Annotated in this window: 11 protein-coding genes; 8 read left to right on the plus strand and 3 right to left on the minus strand. The window is 64.5% G+C overall.

Translation table 11 applies throughout. The features are described 5' to 3' along the window. The first annotated feature begins 13 nt into the window (after positions 1–13). The 3 genes from BXE_RS07220 (at position 14) to rfbC (ending at position 5,556) form a co-directional block, all read left to right on the plus strand. Positions 14–3,220 (plus strand): multidrug efflux RND transporter permease subunit, encoded by a 3,207-nt coding sequence (locus BXE_RS07220; RefSeq protein WP_011487707.1) that lies wholly within the window; start codon positions 14–16, stop codon positions 3,218–3,220. Positions 3,221–3,898: 678 nt separating this feature from the next. Next, the gene (locus BXE_RS07225) at positions 3,899–4,894 is read left to right on the plus strand and encodes a GlxA family transcriptional regulator (RefSeq protein ID WP_011487709.1); all 996 of its coding nucleotides are present in this window, start codon (positions 3,899–3,901) and stop codon (positions 4,892–4,894) included. A gap of 110 nt (positions 4,895–5,004) precedes the next feature. Beyond that, entirely contained in the window at positions 5,005–5,556 is a 552-nt protein-coding gene (gene rfbC / locus BXE_RS07230; RefSeq protein WP_011487710.1) for a dTDP-4-dehydrorhamnose 3,5-epimerase, read from the plus strand. Between the two features lie 59 nt (positions 5,557–5,615). Here rfbC and BXE_RS07235 read toward each other — a convergent pair whose 3' ends face one another. Further along, a complete protein-coding gene (locus tag BXE_RS07235; protein ID WP_011487711.1) occupies positions 5,616–6,506 on the minus strand; it encodes an EamA family transporter in 891 nt (296 codons plus the stop codon). A 102-nt stretch (positions 6,507–6,608) separates the two neighbouring features. Between BXE_RS07235 and BXE_RS07240 the strand changes: the two genes are divergently transcribed. Together BXE_RS07240 and BXE_RS07245 are read left to right on the plus strand one after the other, a co-directional pair. After that, positions 6,609–7,523, plus strand: coding sequence for a LysR substrate-binding domain-containing protein (locus tag BXE_RS07240; protein ID WP_038456519.1), 915 nt, complete (start codon positions 6,609–6,611; stop codon positions 7,521–7,523). 104 nt (positions 7,524–7,627) lie between these two features. Further along, positions 7,628–8,140 carry a hypothetical protein gene (locus BXE_RS07245; protein ID WP_011487713.1) on the plus strand — a complete coding sequence of 171 codons (513 nt, stop codon included), beginning with the start codon at positions 7,628–7,630 and terminating at the stop codon, positions 8,138–8,140. A 298-nt stretch (positions 8,141–8,438) separates the two neighbouring features. Here the strand turns inward: BXE_RS07245 and BXE_RS43960 are convergent, their stop codons facing one another. Beyond that, positions 8,439–8,600 carry a DUF1328 domain-containing protein gene (locus BXE_RS43960; protein ID WP_007182451.1) on the minus strand — a complete coding sequence of 54 codons (162 nt, stop codon included), beginning with the start codon at positions 8,598–8,600 and terminating at the stop codon, positions 8,439–8,441. A 198-nt stretch (positions 8,601–8,798) separates the two neighbouring features. Then, complete coding sequence (locus BXE_RS43965) at positions 8,799–8,921, minus strand: spherulation-specific family 4 protein (RefSeq protein WP_233518804.1); 123 nt, start codon at positions 8,919–8,921, stop codon at positions 8,799–8,801. A gap of 865 nt (positions 8,922–9,786) precedes the next feature. On the opposite strand from BXE_RS43965, the gene BXE_RS07255 reads away from it, so the two are divergent. The 3 genes from BXE_RS07255 to BXE_RS07265 are packed head-to-tail and all read left to right on the plus strand — an operon-like array spanning position 9,787 to position 17,138. Then, positions 9,787–12,558, plus strand: coding sequence for a sugar ABC transporter (locus BXE_RS07255; protein ID WP_011487716.1), 2,772 nt, complete (start codon positions 9,787–9,789; stop codon positions 12,556–12,558). Next, positions 12,551–16,549: a tetratricopeptide repeat protein gene (locus tag BXE_RS07260; protein WP_011487717.1), complete on the plus strand. Its 3,999-nt coding sequence runs from the start codon at positions 12,551–12,553 to the stop codon at positions 16,547–16,549. The genes BXE_RS07255 and BXE_RS07260 overlap by 8 nt, the downstream gene beginning before the upstream one ends. A gap of 37 nt (positions 16,550–16,586) precedes the next feature. Then, complete coding sequence (locus BXE_RS07265) at positions 16,587–17,138, plus strand: hypothetical protein (RefSeq protein ID WP_011487718.1); 552 nt, start codon at positions 16,587–16,589, stop codon at positions 17,136–17,138. Positions 17,139–17,192 lie beyond the last annotated feature (54 nt).

A 17,192-nucleotide genomic window follows, 5' to 3' on the forward strand; every position in this document is an offset into this window, starting at 1 on the left:
ACGGATTCTTTGAGTGCCATTTTTCTTCATCGACCGCCCGGTCTTCGCATGGATCGTCGCGCTCGCCATTGTCGTGGCGGGCGCGCTGGCTATTCCGCAACTGCCGGTGTCGCAGTATCCGCGTCTTGCGCCGCCGCGCATCGTGATCTCCGCCACGTATCCGGGTGCTTCGACCGAAGTCGTGGACGCCAACGTCGGCAGCATCATCGAGGAAAGTCTCGATGGCGCCGACAATATGCTGTACTACGAAACGACGAGCGACAGCCTGGGTGAACTCGAAATCGACGCGACCTTCGCGCCCGGCACCAATCCCGATCTCGCGCTGGTGGACATTCAGAACCGGCTCAAGCAGGTCGAGCCGCGCTTGCCGCAGCAGGTCGTGCAGCAGGGCATCAGCGTGTTCAAGGCGGCCAACACGTTCCTGATGCTGGTGGCGCTCACCTCCACGGACGGCACGCGCGACTCCGTGCAATTGAGCGATTACCTGAGCCGCTACGTGTTGCGCGAACTGAAGCGCGCGCCAGGCGTGGGCTCGGCCCAGCTCTGGGACGCGGACGAAGCGCTGCGCATCTGGCTCGATCCGATGAAGCTGCGCGAATACGGCCTCGGCGCCGCCGAAGTGAACGCCGCCATTGCCGCGCAGAATGCGACCGTCACGGCCGGAACGCTGGGTGACGCGCCGTTCGTGCCGGGCCAGCAACTCACCGCCTCGGTAAGCGTGAAAGGGCAATTGATCTCGCCGGCCGAATTTGGCCAGATCGTGCTGAAGGCGCGGCCGGACGGTTCGGCCGTGCGCCTGCGCGACGTCGCGCGGGTCGAAGTCGGGCGCGACAATTACTCGTTCTATTCGCGCCTGAACGGCAAGGCCGCGGCGACGGTCGGGATTCAACTCGGGCCGCGCGGCAATGCGCTCGAAACGTCGAATGCGATTCGTGCGCGGCTTGCCGCGTTGTCGAAAGGATTGCCGTCGGGCGTCTCCATCGAGATCCCGTTCGACAACGCGCATTTCGTGCAGATTGCAATTCACGAGGTGCTCGTCACGCTCGCGGAAGCGGTGGTGCTGGTGTTCTTCGTCATGTGGTTGTTCCTGCGCGATCTGCGCTACACGCTGGTGCCGACCGTGGTGATTCCGGTCACGCTGATGGGCGCGTTTCTCGCCATGTACGCGTGCGGTCTGTCGATCAACGTGTTCACCCTGTTCGGCCTCGTGCTCGCCATCGGGATTCTCGTCGACGACGCGATCGTGGTGGTGGAGAGCGTGCACCGCGTGATGGAAGAAGAGGGCCTGCCGCCACGCGAGGCTACCCGCAAGGCGATGTCGCAGATCGGCGGGGCGATCGTCGGCGTGACCGCGGTGTTGACGGCCGTGTTCGTGCCAATGGCGTTTTTCCCCGGCGGTGTGGGCGGTATTTACCGGCAGTTCGCGGTGGCCATGATCGCGTCGATGCTGGTGTCGTCGTTCATGGCCTTGTCGCTGACGCCCGCGTTGTGCGCAAATCTGCTGAAGGCGCACACGCAGTCGGTGCGTCAACGTGATGCGCGCCGCGGCGTTCTGGGTTTCGCGGCGCGCGCGGCAAGCCGCTTCACATCCGGTTTCGATCGTGCGGCGCGTGGCTATCGCGGCTTGACCGCGCGCACGCTGCGCCGCATCGGCCCGATGCTGGCGGTCTACGCGGTGCTGGTCGGCGTGTGCGGTCTGCTCTACTGGCAGATGCCCGGCGGTTTTCTGCCGAGCGAGGACCAAGGCCAGTTGCAGGTAATGGTGCAATTGCCCGCGGGCGCCACCCAGGCACGCACGCTGGCCGTGGTGGAGCGCGTGGAAAAGATTCTGCATGCGGAGCCCGCCATCGCCAACGTGACGAGTGTGATTGGCTGGAGCTTTTCGGGCAGCGGTCAGAACGTGGCAATGGGCTTTGTCGAACTCAAGGACTGGGGCAAGCGCGACGTCGACGCACTCGCTCTGCGCGACCGGCTCAATGCAAAGTTCGACAGGATTCTGGATGGCAACGTGGAGGCGCAATTACCGCCTTCGGTGCCGGGCGTCGGGCACTCGGACGGTTTCGTGTTCCGTCTGGAGGATCGCGGCGGCGTGGGGCTCGACGCGCTGAAGGCCGCGCGCGAGCAACTGTTCACGCAGGCCAGGGCGAGTCCGGTGCTGGCGTCCGTGCATTCCGAGGACCTGCCCGACGCGCCGCGCGTCGAGCTGATCGTCGACCGTGCAAAAGCGTATGCGCTCGGCGTGTCGTTCGATCGTATCGCCGACGTGCTGGGCAGCACCTTCGGCTCGACCTATATCGACGATTTCCCCGCCGGTGGCCGCATGCGTCGCGTGATGATCGCCGCCGACGCCGCCACGCGCATGACCGAAGACGACCTGCTGGCGCTCGCGGTGCCCAACGCGACGGGCGGCATGGTGCCGCTCTCGGCCATCGCGACGCGCCAGTGGACGATCGGCCCGGTGATGCTGACACGCTACAACGGTTATCCGTCGCTCGACGTGAGCGGTCACGCGGCGCCCGGCTACAGTTCCGGCGCGGCGATGGCGGAGATGGAGCGGCTCGCCGCTGCGTTGCCGGTCGGCGTGCAGTACGACTGGGTGGACGCGGCGCGCGAGGAAACCGCGGCCGCGAAACTCACGCCGCTGCTGATCGGCCTTTCGTTATTGGCGGTCTTCATGGCGCTGGCGGCGCTCTATGAAAGCTGGACGATCCCGTTGGCCGTGCTGATGGTCGTGCCGCTCGGCGTGATCGGCGCGGTCGCCGCGGTGCTGTTGCGCGGCATGCCCAACGACGTGTACTTCAAGGTCGGCATGATCACGGTGATCGGCCTCGCGGCGAAGAACGCGATCCTGATCGTGCAGTTCGCCCGCGATCTGCATCAGCGTGGCCTGCCGTTGACGCGTGCGGTGGCCGAAGCCGCAGGCGCGCGCTTCCGGCCGATCGTGATGACCTCGGCGGCGTTTCTGCTCGGCGTCGTGCCGCTGGTGGTGTCGAGCGGCGCGGGCGCCGAAAGCCGTCGCTCGATCGGCACCGGCGTATTCGGCGGCGTGCTGGCAGCCACGCTGTTCGGGCTGGTATTCGCGCCGGTCGCATTCCATGCGGTCGCGTCGCTCACGCACGGCCGGCGCCGGCTTGCGCAACTGCATCGCAAGCGCGAGGAGCGGCGGTTGCGCCGTGCCACGATCGAACGCGCGCCGCTCGACGAATCGCCGACGGCCTGAGGACCGCTCCGGCCGCGCTTCGTTCACGCGCGCCGGGGTTGCGAGGCGCGTGTAATCCTCTGAAGATTGCGCCCGTCTCCTTTGGAAAAACTTTTTCAGGTCAGACGTATAAATACGCGATGTTTCAATATAGAAACGTTTTTAGATGTTCGAGAAAAGCGTTTATAAAACCCTAATCGGCATCGGTTCTATAAATACTGGCCGGGCGGCATTCGTGCCGACGTTAAATTCCCGGTTTGCGAATAAAGCCGCTATGGAACGGTCATTATCTGCGAGGTTTGGAGTTCAGGTTTGAAACACTTCTGGCAGCCGCCGCGACACACTCAGGTCACAAAGCCGCGCGCCTAACAGAAGCGCAAGCCGTGCGTGATGATGCCCCGGAAGCAAGGCTGCAAGCCGTTGTCGGCGCTGAAGCGGAAAATTCGCGCCGGCATGATTCACTGCCGCGACGGCAGAGCCGGGGTGAGACATATGAAACGCGGGATAATGGTTTTCTTCATACATTCCGAATCCCGATAGTATTTGTTTTTCAAATTTACTATAGCGAGGTGTTCGGCTAACATCACGCTTAATCCGTTAAGCGGCATAGTTCGCAATCACCACTTTCATAATCATTGCGCTCATATCGGCCGCCGACGGAATCGGGGTCCACAATGTACGACAGTCTGGGGAAATATCATGCCGCACATGCACCTTGATACTGCGAGGATCACCTGGCTGCATACGCCCACGCTGAGCGCGCGTAGCGCAACGCGGCGAATCGGCGTGTTGCTGTTCGACGGTTTCTGGCTGCTCGGGCCGGGCACGGTGGTGGAGATGTTCCAGACCGCCAACGAACTATCGGGCTCAGGAGCCGGTGAAGAACAGCCTTACGAAGTGCAATTCCTTTCAATGGACGGCGGCAGCGTCGCCAGTTCTTCTTCCGCGCGCATCTGGACTGACCGTATCGACGCGCGCTTCGGCAGCGGTTTCGACGTGCTGTTCATCGCGGGCGGCTACGGTGCGCATGTGGCTGCGCGCGACGAGCGGGTGCTCGGCTGGCTGCGTTCGGTGCAGTCGCGCACTCGCGCGATCGAAACGATCGGCGAAGGGCGGCTCGTCCTGGAAGCGGCGGGGCCGTCGGATCACGACGCACCGCACGTGAACCGTTATCTGAACAGCGTGACGAGCGAGTCCGCGCTCAGCGCGTCCAATGATCGTCATGACTGTGCGCGCAGCGCGCTCATGTTCATCAAACGCGACCTTGGCGCTGAACTTGCCCGCAGCGTCGCCGATCGCGTGATGCCCGGCATGGCGGCCACCTGGGTGCCGCTGCCGGCGGAAGGCGGCACACTCAGCGTGGCCGAGAAAATCCGTGCCGCGGCGCGCTGGATGGAAGCGAATTGCGACCGCCCGGTTTCGGTAGCGGACGCCGCGCAGGTCGCGGCGATGAGCGAGCGCAATTTCCTGCGGCGCTTCAAGCATGAAATGCAGCTCACGCCTTCGGACTATCTGTTGCAGATACGGTTGCGCATTGCCTGCAACTTCCTCACCGAAACCGAATTGCCGGTCGACAAGATCGCTCGCCGCAGCGGAACGGGCAACGGCGATCGTCTCGCGAAGATTTTCCGCAAGCGCATGGCGTTGTCTCCAACCGAATATCGCGCCCGCAGCCGGATCACGACGCAGGCGTAGTATTCATGGAGGCGCCCGTGCCGGCAGCAGCGGCGCGCCTGATGAGAACTGGACGCGGCCGTCGTGTTGGCCGCGTTTTCGCCGGTCAGGCTTCTTGAGAGTGCAGCGGCATGGGCAACAAGGTGATCGCGACGGCATTGCCGGAGGTAAAGCTCATCGAGCCCGAAGTGTTCTGCGACGAATTCGGCTTCTGCTTCGAGAGCTTCAGCGAGGACGAGTTTATCGCGGACGTCTCGCAAGCGTTCCAGTTCGTGCAGGACCGCCATTCGAGCGCGGTGCGTGGCGTGTTACGCGGGTTGCACTATCAGGTGCAGCGTCCTCAAGGGCGGCTCATGCGGGTCGTCGTGGGCGAAGTGTTCGGCGTTGCGGTGGACGTGCGGCTCAATTCGCCGAACTTCGGCAAGTGGTGCGGGGCGGATCTGAGCGCGGCCAACCACCGCCAGATCTGGGTGCCGCCGGGCTTCGCGCATGGTTTCGTGGTGCTGTCCGACGTCGCCGAGTGTTTGTGGAAGACCACGGAATACTGGTTTCCCGAACTGGAGCGCTGCATTCTGTGGAGCGATCCCGACATCGGCATTGAATGGCCCATCGATTTCGAGCCGATTCTCGGCGCGAAGGATGCCGCGGGCCGGCGCCTTTACGAAGCGGAAAACATCGCCTGAGCGCAGCGTAGTGCCGCGCGTTGCAACGGGCGTGCACCGCCTCTGTCCTGCAACGCGATTCAGCGCGTCGCGACCACGGCACCGACGCTCGCGGTCACCACCAGCAGCGTGCCGGCGACCTGCAAAACCCCCATTGGCTGATGCAGCACGACGAAGCCCGCCAGCGCGCCGATTGCCGGTTCGACACTCATCAGGATCCCGAACGAAGCGGCCGGCATGTGGCGCAACGCCACCATTTCCAGCGCGTACGGCAGCAGCGGGACCAGCAGCGCGAGCCCCGCGGTTGCCGCGATCTGGGCGCCCGCCACGTGCAGCCCGCTTTGCGCCAGGCCGAACGGCGTGGCCGCGAGCGCCGCCGCGATCAGCGACACCGACAGTCCTTCGAGCCCCGCGAACAGGGTGCCGGTCTTTTTCATCAACACGATATAGCTGCCCCAGCCGAGCGCCGCGCCGCACGCGAGCAACACGCCGAGCGGTTCGCCGATCCAGCCGGCACGATCGCGCGAAAGCAGTGTGACGCCGGCAATCGCCAGCGCGGGCCAGAGCAACGCTCGCGCGCGGCGCACCGCGAATGTCGCCACGGCGAGCGGCCCGAGAAAGTCGATCGCGACGGCAAGCCCTAACGGAATACGCTGGAGCGCCGCGAAAAAGCACAACGTCATGCCGGCCATCGCCGCGCCGAGCACGCCGGCCGCAAGCCAGTGCGAGCGCGAGTAGGTCCGCCAGCGCGGGCGCACCAGCACGGCGAGCACCACGGCCGCCCAGCACAGCCGCAGCCACGTGGTGCTGAGCGAACCGTATGCGGCCATGGTCGGTGCGGAGAGCGCGGCGCCGAATTGCACGCTCGACATCGACAGCACGCACAGCAATGCCGCCCCGGCCGCCGTGCGGGCGGGCTTCGCGTTGTTCTGCGCGGGAGTCAGCGCGGGTTGAATGGTCGTGTCCTGCATAGGGGTGGCCTGGTGCCCGATTGGAATTCGCTGACGCTATCTTATCGGTGCAGGCAGTATTAAGATAACTTGATATTTCTTATGCCCACTTCAAGAACCCTTATGAGCCGAGATCTCGACAGCAGCTTGCTGCGCACGTTCGTCACCGTGGCGGAGACGGGGGCGATGGGTGTCGCGGCAACGCGGCTCGCGCGCACTCAGGCCGCGGTGAGCATGCAATTGCGCCGGCTCGAAGACGAACTCGGCCAGCGTTTGCTCGACCGCTCGCCGCGCGGTGTGCAACTCACCGAAGCCGGGCATCTGCTGCTGCCCTACGCGCACGCGATTCTCGGCGCGGGTGCCGACGCGCGCCGCGCGCTGAGCGCCGGGCAGGTGTCCGGCACCGTGCGGCTCGGCATGCTGGAGGATATTGCGGTCGGTCGCTTGCCGCGCGCGCTGCGGCGCTTTTCGATTGCTTATCCGCAAGTGGCGCTGGAAATCGTGGTCGACAGCAGTGTCGCGTTGTCGAACCGGCTCGCGGACAGCAGCCTCGATGTCGTGGTCGGCGATCCCGCGCTGGTCGACGCGGCGCCGCTGCTGACCTGGCGGCAGCCGCTCTTCTGGGTCGGCGCTCGCGGCTTTGGCCGGGAAGTGGAGGCGCCTTTGCCGGTGGTGGCATTCGGCGGTGCGTGTCTGTGGCAGCAGCAGGTTCTGGCGGCGTTGCGGCGCGCGGGAATTGCGTGGCGCATCGTGTGCACCAGCACCAGTCTGCCGGCCGTGCAATCCGCCGTTGAAGCCGGGCTCGGCGTGTCGGTGCTGCTCGACGGCAACATCCGTTCGGAATCGATGCGCGTGCTGGGCCAGGCCGATGGTTTGCCCGACGCGCCCACCGCGGACTTCGGGCTTTTCACGCGCGAAGTGCCGGGCGCACAGGCAGCGGCCGTGCAAACCCTGCAAACGTTCCTCTGCGAGGAATTGCATCTCGGCCTGCGCGAAGGCGAGCCGTCGCTCATGCCGGTTTCGTCCGCATCGGGATGATGCGCGGGCCGCTCTTTTTACGTGGGTTTTTACGACATTTTTTCTTGAGACGCACCCACGCGAAATCTACACTTCGGGCATCCTGATTCCGCGAGGTGCTCAACGTGAAGCGACGTGCAACGACACAACAATCCGTTCGTATCGACTACGTGTGTCACGGCGTGGGCCGCGTCGAATTGCGCCGCTTCGATCCGGCGCGCGATTCGTACGTCGCGTTGACGGCATTGTTGCATCGCGCATTCACGCCGCTCGGCGCGATGGGCCTCAATTGCACATGCGTCGATCAGACCGTCGAGACGACACGGCTGCGCGCCACGCGGGGCGATTGCTATGTGGCGGCGTGCAACGGACGCATCGTCGGCACGATGACACTCTATGCGCCGGATCGTGAATCGGCTTGCGAGCTATACCGGCGCGACGATATCGCCAGCTTGCGGCAATTCGCGGTCGAACCGGTGTGGCAGGCGCGAGTGTCTCTTCGGTCGTGGCCACGATTCCGGCCGCCCGCGCGGGCGCTGACTGCTTGCGAAATTCGCATCGAGCGCATTATTTCGCGTTGGAGTTTGCGGACGCGACGACGGGCTGAGCGACTTCTGAATCGATCAGCGCGTCGATGACCTCATTGAGATCGGTGCCGCTTTTCGCGGGCGATGTGCGTGCCCGAACGAAGCATGCAAAGCCCCGGACCAGGGCCATTGATTGTCCTTATGGTTGCGTGTGATCTGAACGTCCAATGTGGCGAAGCGTTCACACATGCGAACCAACTGAAGTTCGAAGTCAAAGCAGTTCTGGCGCTATTGCAGCGCAAAAAGCCCCGGCACAACCAGCAACAATTGCAATGCCATGTGGCAGGTATTGCAAGCGCGCGCCGCTGTCGTGCCGGGGCCTGTCTCCGCCTGAATGTCGAAGCGCCTGTCAGCGTCGCATCACGCCCATCAGCAAGGTGACGAGGAAGATCACCACGAAGATGAAGAACAGCACCTTGGCGATTTCCGTGGCGCCGGCGGCAATGCCGCCGAAGCCGAATACCGCGGCGATGATCGCGATGATGAAAAAGATTGCAGCGTATCGAAGCATGGGGCCTCCCACCGATGGATTGCTGGATTGAAGCTGAAAACGGCGACTCGTCGTGGGCACTGCGTGCCTTGACGGGGCATCTGCCGGCGAGCGGAATACAGCAATAGGTGTGCCCAGCACCCGCGGCATGAGATGCGCCGGGCAGTGGCCGCGCGGATTGCGTGAATGGGCGGGATGGAGTGACGGCAGCTCTGCCCGTCAAGGTGCGGCGGCGTCCGCCGCTTCGTCGTTCCAGTAGGGCGGCAGCGCCTTATACGGATTGCCGCCGGCAAGCGACGTGACATACACGCCGCCCGCGCCATGCGTGTTCGCGTATTGCACGACGCCGGGCAGCTACGCAGCAGTCGCTGCCGTACACCATGTGCACGAAGCAGTTCTTCGGATAGCCGGGTTGCCAGCTCATCGGCTGGTATTTCGCGTAGCGCTTCACAGTGCTTTCGAACACGATGTCGGACGTCATCTCGTGATTGGGCCGCCGTGGATACGGCGGGCAATTGGCAAACTCTCGCAAGGAAGTCTCTGTAGTTTTGCGTCGCCGGATCGCTCCGGGTTTGCCCAAACTGCGCTAACGGCATCCTCTTGAGTTTTCTTTAAGGAACCAGTTTAATTTTTGCCGCGTTTGAGGCGAGTGCGCTTGCCGGCTTTCCCGGAATGATTTTCGTTTTTTGCATTCCGGTATTTGTTGCCGCACTCGCGGTCTTGTCTGCCCGATTTAAACCGAATCAAACTTTTTTAGAAAAAAGCACGTTAGTGCATTTTTATCCGGTGATTATTGATCGGAAGATTGGTGTTCAGCGGAGTTTGATTCGCGCTGGATGCGGCGATTTTCCAACACATTCGCGAATCCCTTGACGGATCGGTTTTCCAGCAATGGGCCGGTTAGTATCCCTTGCCCCCGGGCGCGCAATCGTTTGCTTTTGAATTCAAGCGGATGCGTTTTTCACTATTTAACTGTCCGGAATGGCCCAATGGCATAAGTCAGCTTGAGACCGTCCCATATGATGTGATATCTTCGTCGGCCTTGACAGGAAACAAACAAAAAGTCGGTTTCGCAGCCGGCGCAACGTCGAATTTGCGCCGTGTAAATAATGCAAAATAGGCTGGCTCAAAAATCAGCTAGCGGGAAATCTCTTCACACGGGATAACGCCGCTCGCGTTCAGACAGAACGGGGAAAAGATTTTGGCGATGAAGAAGCGGACCCGGGCACGCGCCGGCGGGGACTCTTGCAGGGTTGTCGAAAGTGCGGTCGAACAATTTCTCACGCGCACCTTGATTGCGGTAATGCTCGGCACGGCCGGTATCGCGCCGCTTCTCGCGCATGCTGAAGTCGCGCCATCGCAGTCCGCTGCCGCGGTGGCCGGCGCCGCTTCCTCACAGCCGAACCTCGCGTTCTTTTACGCAGCCAATCCGCCTGTCGGCGAGTTGCAGGCATTCGACGCCGTCGTGGTCGACCCGGCCACCGGTTTTGATCCCGCGGCTCATCCGCTGGCTCATACCACCTGGATCGCACGCACACACGGCGCCGAGTCCGCTGGTTCGGCCGAAGCGTTCCTCTCCAGCCAGATCGAACCGCTGTGGCAGCGTGGCTACCGTGGCTTCCTGCTCGATACGCCCGCGGCCGTCGCCGCCGCCGGCCGTATTCACGACGCGCATCCGGACGCACGCCTCGTGGCGGGCGGCGCCGACGTCATGCGCAATGCGCTGCCGTATGCAAAGTCGCTCTACGCGGTGGTGGGCGAGTCGCTGGTGCGCGGTGTGGACGACAGCGGCCAGTTTCTCGACGTGCCGGAATCGTTGCGCGCACAACGCATTGGCGAAGCGCGCGCGTTCACGCAGCAAAGCGGCGTGCCCGTCGTGTCCGTGGAGTATTGCGAGCGCACCGACCGGCAGTGCGCGCGCGAGACCGCGGCGCGCGTCGTCGCGGCCGGCATGCTGCCGTATGTCACCAGCCGGGCGCGCGACGTGGTCGGCATCGGCAGGATCGAAGTGCTGCCGCGCAAGATTCTGATCGTGCAGGACCGCGACACGAAGGAGCCGCTCGATCTAAGCCCTGGCGTGCGCGATCTCGCCACGCCGCTCAATTACATGGGTTACGACGTGGAGTACGCCGATTTCTCCACGCGTTTGCCCGACGGCATCACGCCCGATCGCTACGCCGGTGTGGTCGCGTGGATTCAGCGCGGCGCGGTGCCCGATCCCGAGGCATGGCAGCGCTGGGTGACTTCCCGCATGGCGGCGCACGTGCCGGTCGCATTTCTCGAACAGTTTGGTTTCGACGCCGCCGGCTCGGCCGGCGCGGCGCTCGATCTGCAAGCGGTGAGCGGCCCGCTGTCCGCACCGCTCACGGTGGCGAAGAACGACCCGATGGTCGGCTTCGAGATCCATCCGAAGCCCGAGCCGCGCGATCTGCAAGCGTTGCGCGTGGGCCCGCACAGCACGCCGCTGCTACGCGTCTCAGCCAACGGCGTGATGGTCGATCAGGTTGCGCTCACGCCGTGGGGCGGCTATGCGCTCACGCCATACACGCTTGCATCGCTCGACGGTATCGAGCAGGAACGTTGGGCGATTCAGCCGATGGCCTTCATGAAAGCGGCTCTGCATCTGCAGGACATGCCGTCGCCGAGCGTCACGACCGAAAACGGCCGGCGTCTGTTCATGAGCCACGTGGACGGCGACGGCTTCGCCTCGCGCGCCGAATTTCCCGGCCCGGACTATTCCGGCGAAGCGCTCTACGAGCAGATTTTCACGCGCTACCAGGTGCCGATGACGCTGTCGGTGATCGAGGGCGAAGTGGGTCCGAAGGGCCTGCATCCGGATATCTCGCCGCGTCTCGAGCAGATCGCGCGCAAGATGTTCGCGCTGCCGTACGTCGAAATCGGCACGCACACGTATTCGCATCCGTTCCAGTGGGAGCAGGTGGACGGCAAGACTGGCTCGCAGGTGGATCGGGGCGGTGGCGATGCGGCGTTCTCGCTGAACATTCCGGGCTACCACTTCAACATCGACCGCGAGATTACGGGCTCGATCGACTACATCAACTCGCGTCTCGCGCCACCCGATAAGAAGACCGTGATACTGCAATGGTCGGGCGATTGCCTGCCGCCCGCGTTCGTCGTGCGCAAGGTCTACGAAGCGGGCGTCTACAACTTCAACGGCGGCGACACGGTGATCACCAGGTCAGCCAGCAGCTGGACCAACATCGCGCCGATCGGTGTGGACAAAGGTCCGAACGCCTATCAGGTGTACGCCCCGAATCAGGACGAAAACGTTTATACGAATGATTGGCAAGGCCCGTTCTACGGTTTCTCGCGCGTACTCGAAACCTTCGATCTAACCGATCAGCCGTTGCGTTTCAAGCCGATCGACATTTATTACCACATGTATAGCGGCACCAAGGTCGCCTCGCTGCGCTCGCTCGACAAGATTTTCTCGACGGTCCTCAAGCAGCCGGTCATGCCGATCTACGTGACCGAGTACATCCGCAAGGTGCTCGACTGGCGCAACTTCGCGGTGGCGAAAGAGGTGGGTCCGCAAGGCGGCGACTGGGTGGTGCGCGGCAACGGCGAAGTGCGGGAACTGCACTGGCCGCTGGCGACGAGGCCGACGCTGGACAAGTCTTCGGGCGTGACCGGTTACGCAAGCGGCCCCGACGGCACCTACATCCACATCGACAACGGCAGCGCCCGCTTCGCGATCGGCGGGGCCAACACCGCGCCGTATATCGGCGAAGCCAACGGTTTCGTGCGTAACTTCGAGCGCACGCCGCAGGGCATGCGCTTCGACTTCGCCGGCCACTATCAGCCATTCGTCAAGCTGGCGAACGCGATGCAGTGCAAGGTCAGCGTCAACCATCAGCCTGTCGCGACCCGTCGCGACGGTGATTTCCTGCGTTTCGATACGCCGGCCGACGTCGGACAGAAGCTGAATTACAAGTCTGTCGAGGTCGCCTGTGGTTGATCATCGCCCGCGCATTGCGCCCACGTGGATCGTCCTGCTGCTCGCGGGCGTCGTGTTGATTACGCTGTATCTCGTGCACCCGCGCGGCGGCTTGCGCAGCCGCATGACCTCAACCAGAGAGGCGAGCAATCTGAGTACCGCGTATCTGGAAGCCTGGTTGCGCGTGCAGCCGGATAACGAGGAATTCCTCTCGGTGCTTAGCGCGCAATACGTGCGCCTGGGCCGCGACGACGACGCGCGGCGCATCGCCGCGCGTATGGCGGCCATGCCCGATGTGCAGATGCAGCGCTCGGCGCAACTGCTGCTGCTGACCGTGGACATGCGCGAGACCTTCGCGCTGCCCGCCGGCGATGCAGCCCGCGAACCGGCGCTCGCGCACCTGCGCACGCAGCTCGCCGATGCGGCCAACCAGACGTGGTCGAACGCCGATCTGCAGACGCTGGCCGAGATGGCGGCCGCGGTGAATGCGCAGCAACTCGCCGGTCAGCTATATGCGCGCCTCGCGACTCAGGACCCGGCGCAACAGGCGCGCTGGAACCGCGAAGTCGTGCGTTTCGCGATGTACGGCGGCGACTATCGCGGTGCGGCCAACGGCTGGTTCCGCCAGCAGGCGGGTGCGGCGACCTTTGCCGCGCAGCGTTACTGCTTTATCGAAGGCATCAAGGCCTTGCAGTCGGGCAACCTGCTCGATGAAGCGCTTGCTGCCGCCGAGCAGCACGGCGCCGCGTTCGCGCACGATCACGAATCGCTCGTGGTGCTGCTGAACCTGGCGCGCGCGGCGCATCGCCCGGATCTGGTCGACCGTTACGCGCGGGCGCTGGCGGGATACTCGCAAGTCCAGCCGGACCGGGACGGCGCGCTGCGGCTCGTCGCCTACTTCCGCGAGCGCGCGAATGAAAACGCGTTGCAGGAGCCTATCGCCTATATGGACGGCCCGCTCGTAACACGCAGCGCCGTGCGCGAGCGCAAGGCCGGTGTGCCGCCGCTGCGCGTCGTGCGCGTGGCCGCGTCCGTGATGGCGGCGCCTGTTGTGCCCGTGTCCGGCTCGGTGGCGGCTTCGAGCGTCGCCGCGTCCGCAGCGCCGGCTTCCGCCGTGGCCGCCTCGAACGCCGCGGTGGCCTCCGGCGACGTCCCCGGTTTGCTGTACCAGTCCTTCCTGGAATCGAGCGATCTGGCGAACGCGCAGCGCGTCGCGACCGGGCAGGTCGCTAAAAATCCCAACTCGACGGTGTGGACCCGGCGCCTTGCCCAGGTGGCGGAATGGAATCACGCGTCGCCGCTCGCCTTGCAGATGTGGCTCGCCTACGCGCGGGCGTCGCACGATCCCGACGGCTGGAAAAACGTCATGCGTCTCGCGCCGATGCTCAACGACGACAACGCTTATCTGGCCGCGTTGGTTCAAACCTCGAACGCGTCGCCCGGCGATCTCAAGCTGGTCGATGCGGTGATCGCCGCGTACGAGCGTCTCGGCCGTCCCGACGACGGGTTGACGTTTTTGCGCGGCCGTCAGCGTACCGCGCCCGCCGAGGCGATCGATCTGCGTCTGGCGGTGCTTGCCGAGCGCGCCGGTCACGACGAGGACGCGCTCGCCTATTATCGCAAGCTGCATCAGCTCGATCCGGGCAACACGCAATATGCGCTCGGCGCGGCGAGCATCCTGTATCGCCAGGGCGACTACAAGGGCGCGCTGAACGCGCTGCTGGCAGCCGGCAAGAATGCCAAAGACAGCGACGTGCTGTTCTGGCGCAACGCCGCGCAGCTTGCCCGCCTGCTGCAACGCGACGACATCGCCAACGACGCCTACAAGCATCTGCTCGCGAGCGGTGCGGCCGCGCCGGAAGACCTGAGCGCGATGACATACTTCTACGACGCCTATCCGATCGACGCGGCCCGCACCTCCGAGTTGCAGTTCCGCCGCGATCGCAGCCAGCGCTCACTCGAAAGCGCGATTCACTACTACACCGACGCCGAGGAGTACGACCGTGTCGAGGCGCTGCTGAAGACCGTGACGCCCGACGAACTGAAGGCCGCCGAAGGCGATCCCGCGTTCCTGCTCGTGCGCGCCGAATACTATCTGCAAGTGGACCGTCCGTTCGATGCGCTGCACGACCTGCAACGCGCGGTGGCGCTACCCGGCGCGACACCGGAACTGCGCGCTGCGCTGCTGTGGACGCTGGTGGACTACGGCAGCGATGCGCAATTGCGCGCCGCCGTCGCCGCATGGCGCGATGCGCCGCCGCAGTCGGCAATTTTGTGGGGGCCGCTGGCCGCCGCGCAGATGCGCCTGAACCGGCCGGAAGCCGCATTGCAATATTTGCGTCTGCAAACCGCCTCGATGTCGCGCGATCCGCTCTGGCAACTCACCTACGCCGAAGCGCAGGAGATGGCGGGGCGCACCGATCTCGCATGGTCGATCCGCCGCAATGTGTGGCGTCAGATGCAGGACGAGGAGGCGGCGATTCGCGCCAACGCCGCGCAGGCGCACGTGGTGCTGCGCACCCGTACCGCGCAGGGCGCGGATATGCGCGAGCAGTTGCTGGGCCGCCGCGTGGCGCTGGCGGCGATCTTCGAGAACGCCGACGTGTCGAAAGCATTCCTGAACGATCTGCTCGCCACCGACGCCGGCCGCAAGGACAACCCGATTGCGCGCCGCACGTTGCTCGGCGACACGACCGGTTTGCCGCCCACGCAGACGCGGACGCAGCCGAAGGCCGACTCCGCGGAGCAGGCAAAGCTGACTTCGTCGGTGGCACGCGACGTCGCGCTGGCGTGGGCGGTCTCGCATGAAGCGAATCCGCTTGCGAGGCGCTGGCTCGCGCGCCAATACGCCAACGTGCTGATCCAGCCGTCGGAGCAGTTGATCGCGATCGCGCTTGCTGAGAACGACAAGCCGGCGATGAAGCGTCTGCTCGACGACCAGGGCAGCCGGCTGCCGCTCTATAACCGCATCGACGCATCGATCGTGGTGGACCGTCCGGGCTCGGCGGAACAGCTCGCGTTCCGGGGGCTCGAAGGTGCGCCGAACGATCCGGAAATGCACGGCCGTCTGGAGCAGACCGCGTTGTCGTGGCCGCAATCGCTCGACACGAGCGTGACCAGCTATGTCGAACATCCGCTCGATTACACCGAACAGACGTTGTCGGGCAGCCTCAAGATCGCCGATCTGTACATGATCGGCGTGAACGGCATGCAACGTTTCCAGCATTCGACGGATACCACGCAGCTCGTCAACGTGCCGTCGGTGGACCGTTCGGTGGAATTCTTCGCACGCCGGCAAACCTACGACACGGCCTTCATGGTCACTGCCGGCCGGCGCGAGGCGCTCGACGGTTTCTACAGCGTCGCGCTGGATGCGGAGTGGGGCAGGAATTCGCCGCTCTCGCTGGTGCTCAACGCGGGTCGCAACCAGACGGCGCGGGAGTCGCAGGCGTTGCTGGTGGGCGGCATGAAGGACAACGTCAGCGGCACCATCACCTACCGCATGACGCAGAACGTGTATGCCACCGGCACCGTGGAAGCCGACCGCTTCTACAGCCAGGCGCGGCATTACCTTGGCAGCGGCGTGCTGTCGACGGGTGAAATCGGCTACAAGATTCGCACCGATTATCCGGACTACACGCTGCGGCTGATCGGCGCGCATGGCGACTACGGCGCGAGCGGCGAGGCTGACAGCCTGATTTCGCGGCTGATTCCCGTGAGCGCCGGCCCGGTCAGCGCGTCGACGTTCATCCCGCAGACCTACTCGCAATACGGCGCTTTCTTCGGCTTCGGCAACGATCTGATCGATCAGTACACGCGCGCGTGGCGGCCGTTCCTCGACGTCGGCGTGCTGCACGACTCGCTCCAGGGCTGGGGTCCGTCAGTCAGTCTGGGCCTCGCGGGCACGGTGTTCGGCGGCGATCACGCGGCACTCTTTTTCTCGCATCAGCGCGTCTCGCGTCTCGGCACGCCGGTGACCCAGATCGGCGCTCGCTATAGCTGGTTTTATTGAACCGGATTTCGCATAGTTATCCCAAGGAGAATTCTTCATGTACGGCATTAAACGATTGGCTCGTACGAGCGCCTGGTGTGTCGCGGCAACCGCGCTGGCCCTGCTGGTGAGCGCATGCGGCACGGTGCGCCAGACTTCGGGCCCGGCGCTCGCGCGCGGCGACAAGGTGGCGGTGGTGTCGATCGCCAACTACACTGAAACGCCGGATGCGGGCAAAAGCGCCGAATCGATCGCGGCCAACACACTGCGCGCGGGCGGCATCGCCGACGTGCGCATCGCTCCGACCGATTCGAACCGCAACTCGCTGTTCGACACGACGCAGCGTGCCGACGGCGACAAGGCTCTGGAATGGGCGCGTTCGCAGAACGCCCGCTATGTCCTCTCGGGTGCGGTCGAAGAATGGCGCTACAAGACGGGCGTGGACGGCGAGCCGGTGGTCGGCGTGACCTTCGAGCTGATCGACGTGTCGAACGGCGCCGTGGTGTGGAGCGCGACGGGTACGCGCACGGGCTGGAGCCGCTCGGGTCTGTCGGGCGTGGCGACCTCGCTGATCGCCAGGGTCCTGTCGCCGTTGCAAGCGCGTCAGTAAGCTTATCCCCAAGGTTGCCGGCCGGCGCCCGAAACACGGGCCGCGAACCGGCAC

The organism is Paraburkholderia xenovorans LB400, from assembly GCF_000013645.1.
Taxonomy (GTDB): Bacteria; Pseudomonadota; Gammaproteobacteria; order Burkholderiales; family Burkholderiaceae; genus Paraburkholderia; species Paraburkholderia xenovorans.

Excerpts from the sequence above, each read along its gene's own strand:
- BXE_RS07235 (WP_011487711.1), bottom strand. The coding sequence starts at position 6,506 with ATGCAGGACACGACCATTCAACCCGCGCTGACTCCCGCGCAGAACAAC.
- BXE_RS43960 (WP_007182451.1), bottom strand. The coding sequence starts at position 8,600 with ATGCTTCGATACGCTGCAATCTTTTTCATCATCGCGATCATCGCCGCG.
- rfbC (WP_011487710.1), top strand. The coding sequence starts at position 5,005 with ATGGGCAACAAGGTGATCGCGACGGCATTGCCGGAGGTAAAGCTCATC.
- BXE_RS07225 (WP_011487709.1), top strand. The coding sequence starts at position 3,899 with ATGCCGCACATGCACCTTGATACTGCGAGGATCACCTGGCTGCATACG.
- BXE_RS07240 (WP_038456519.1), top strand. The coding sequence starts at position 6,609 with ATGAGCCGAGATCTCGACAGCAGCTTGCTGCGCACGTTCGTCACCGTG.
- BXE_RS07255 (WP_011487716.1), top strand. The coding sequence starts at position 9,787 with ATGAAGAAGCGGACCCGGGCACGCGCCGGCGGGGACTCTTGCAGGGTT.
- BXE_RS07265 (WP_011487718.1), top strand. The coding sequence starts at position 16,587 with ATGTACGGCATTAAACGATTGGCTCGTACGAGCGCCTGGTGTGTCGCG.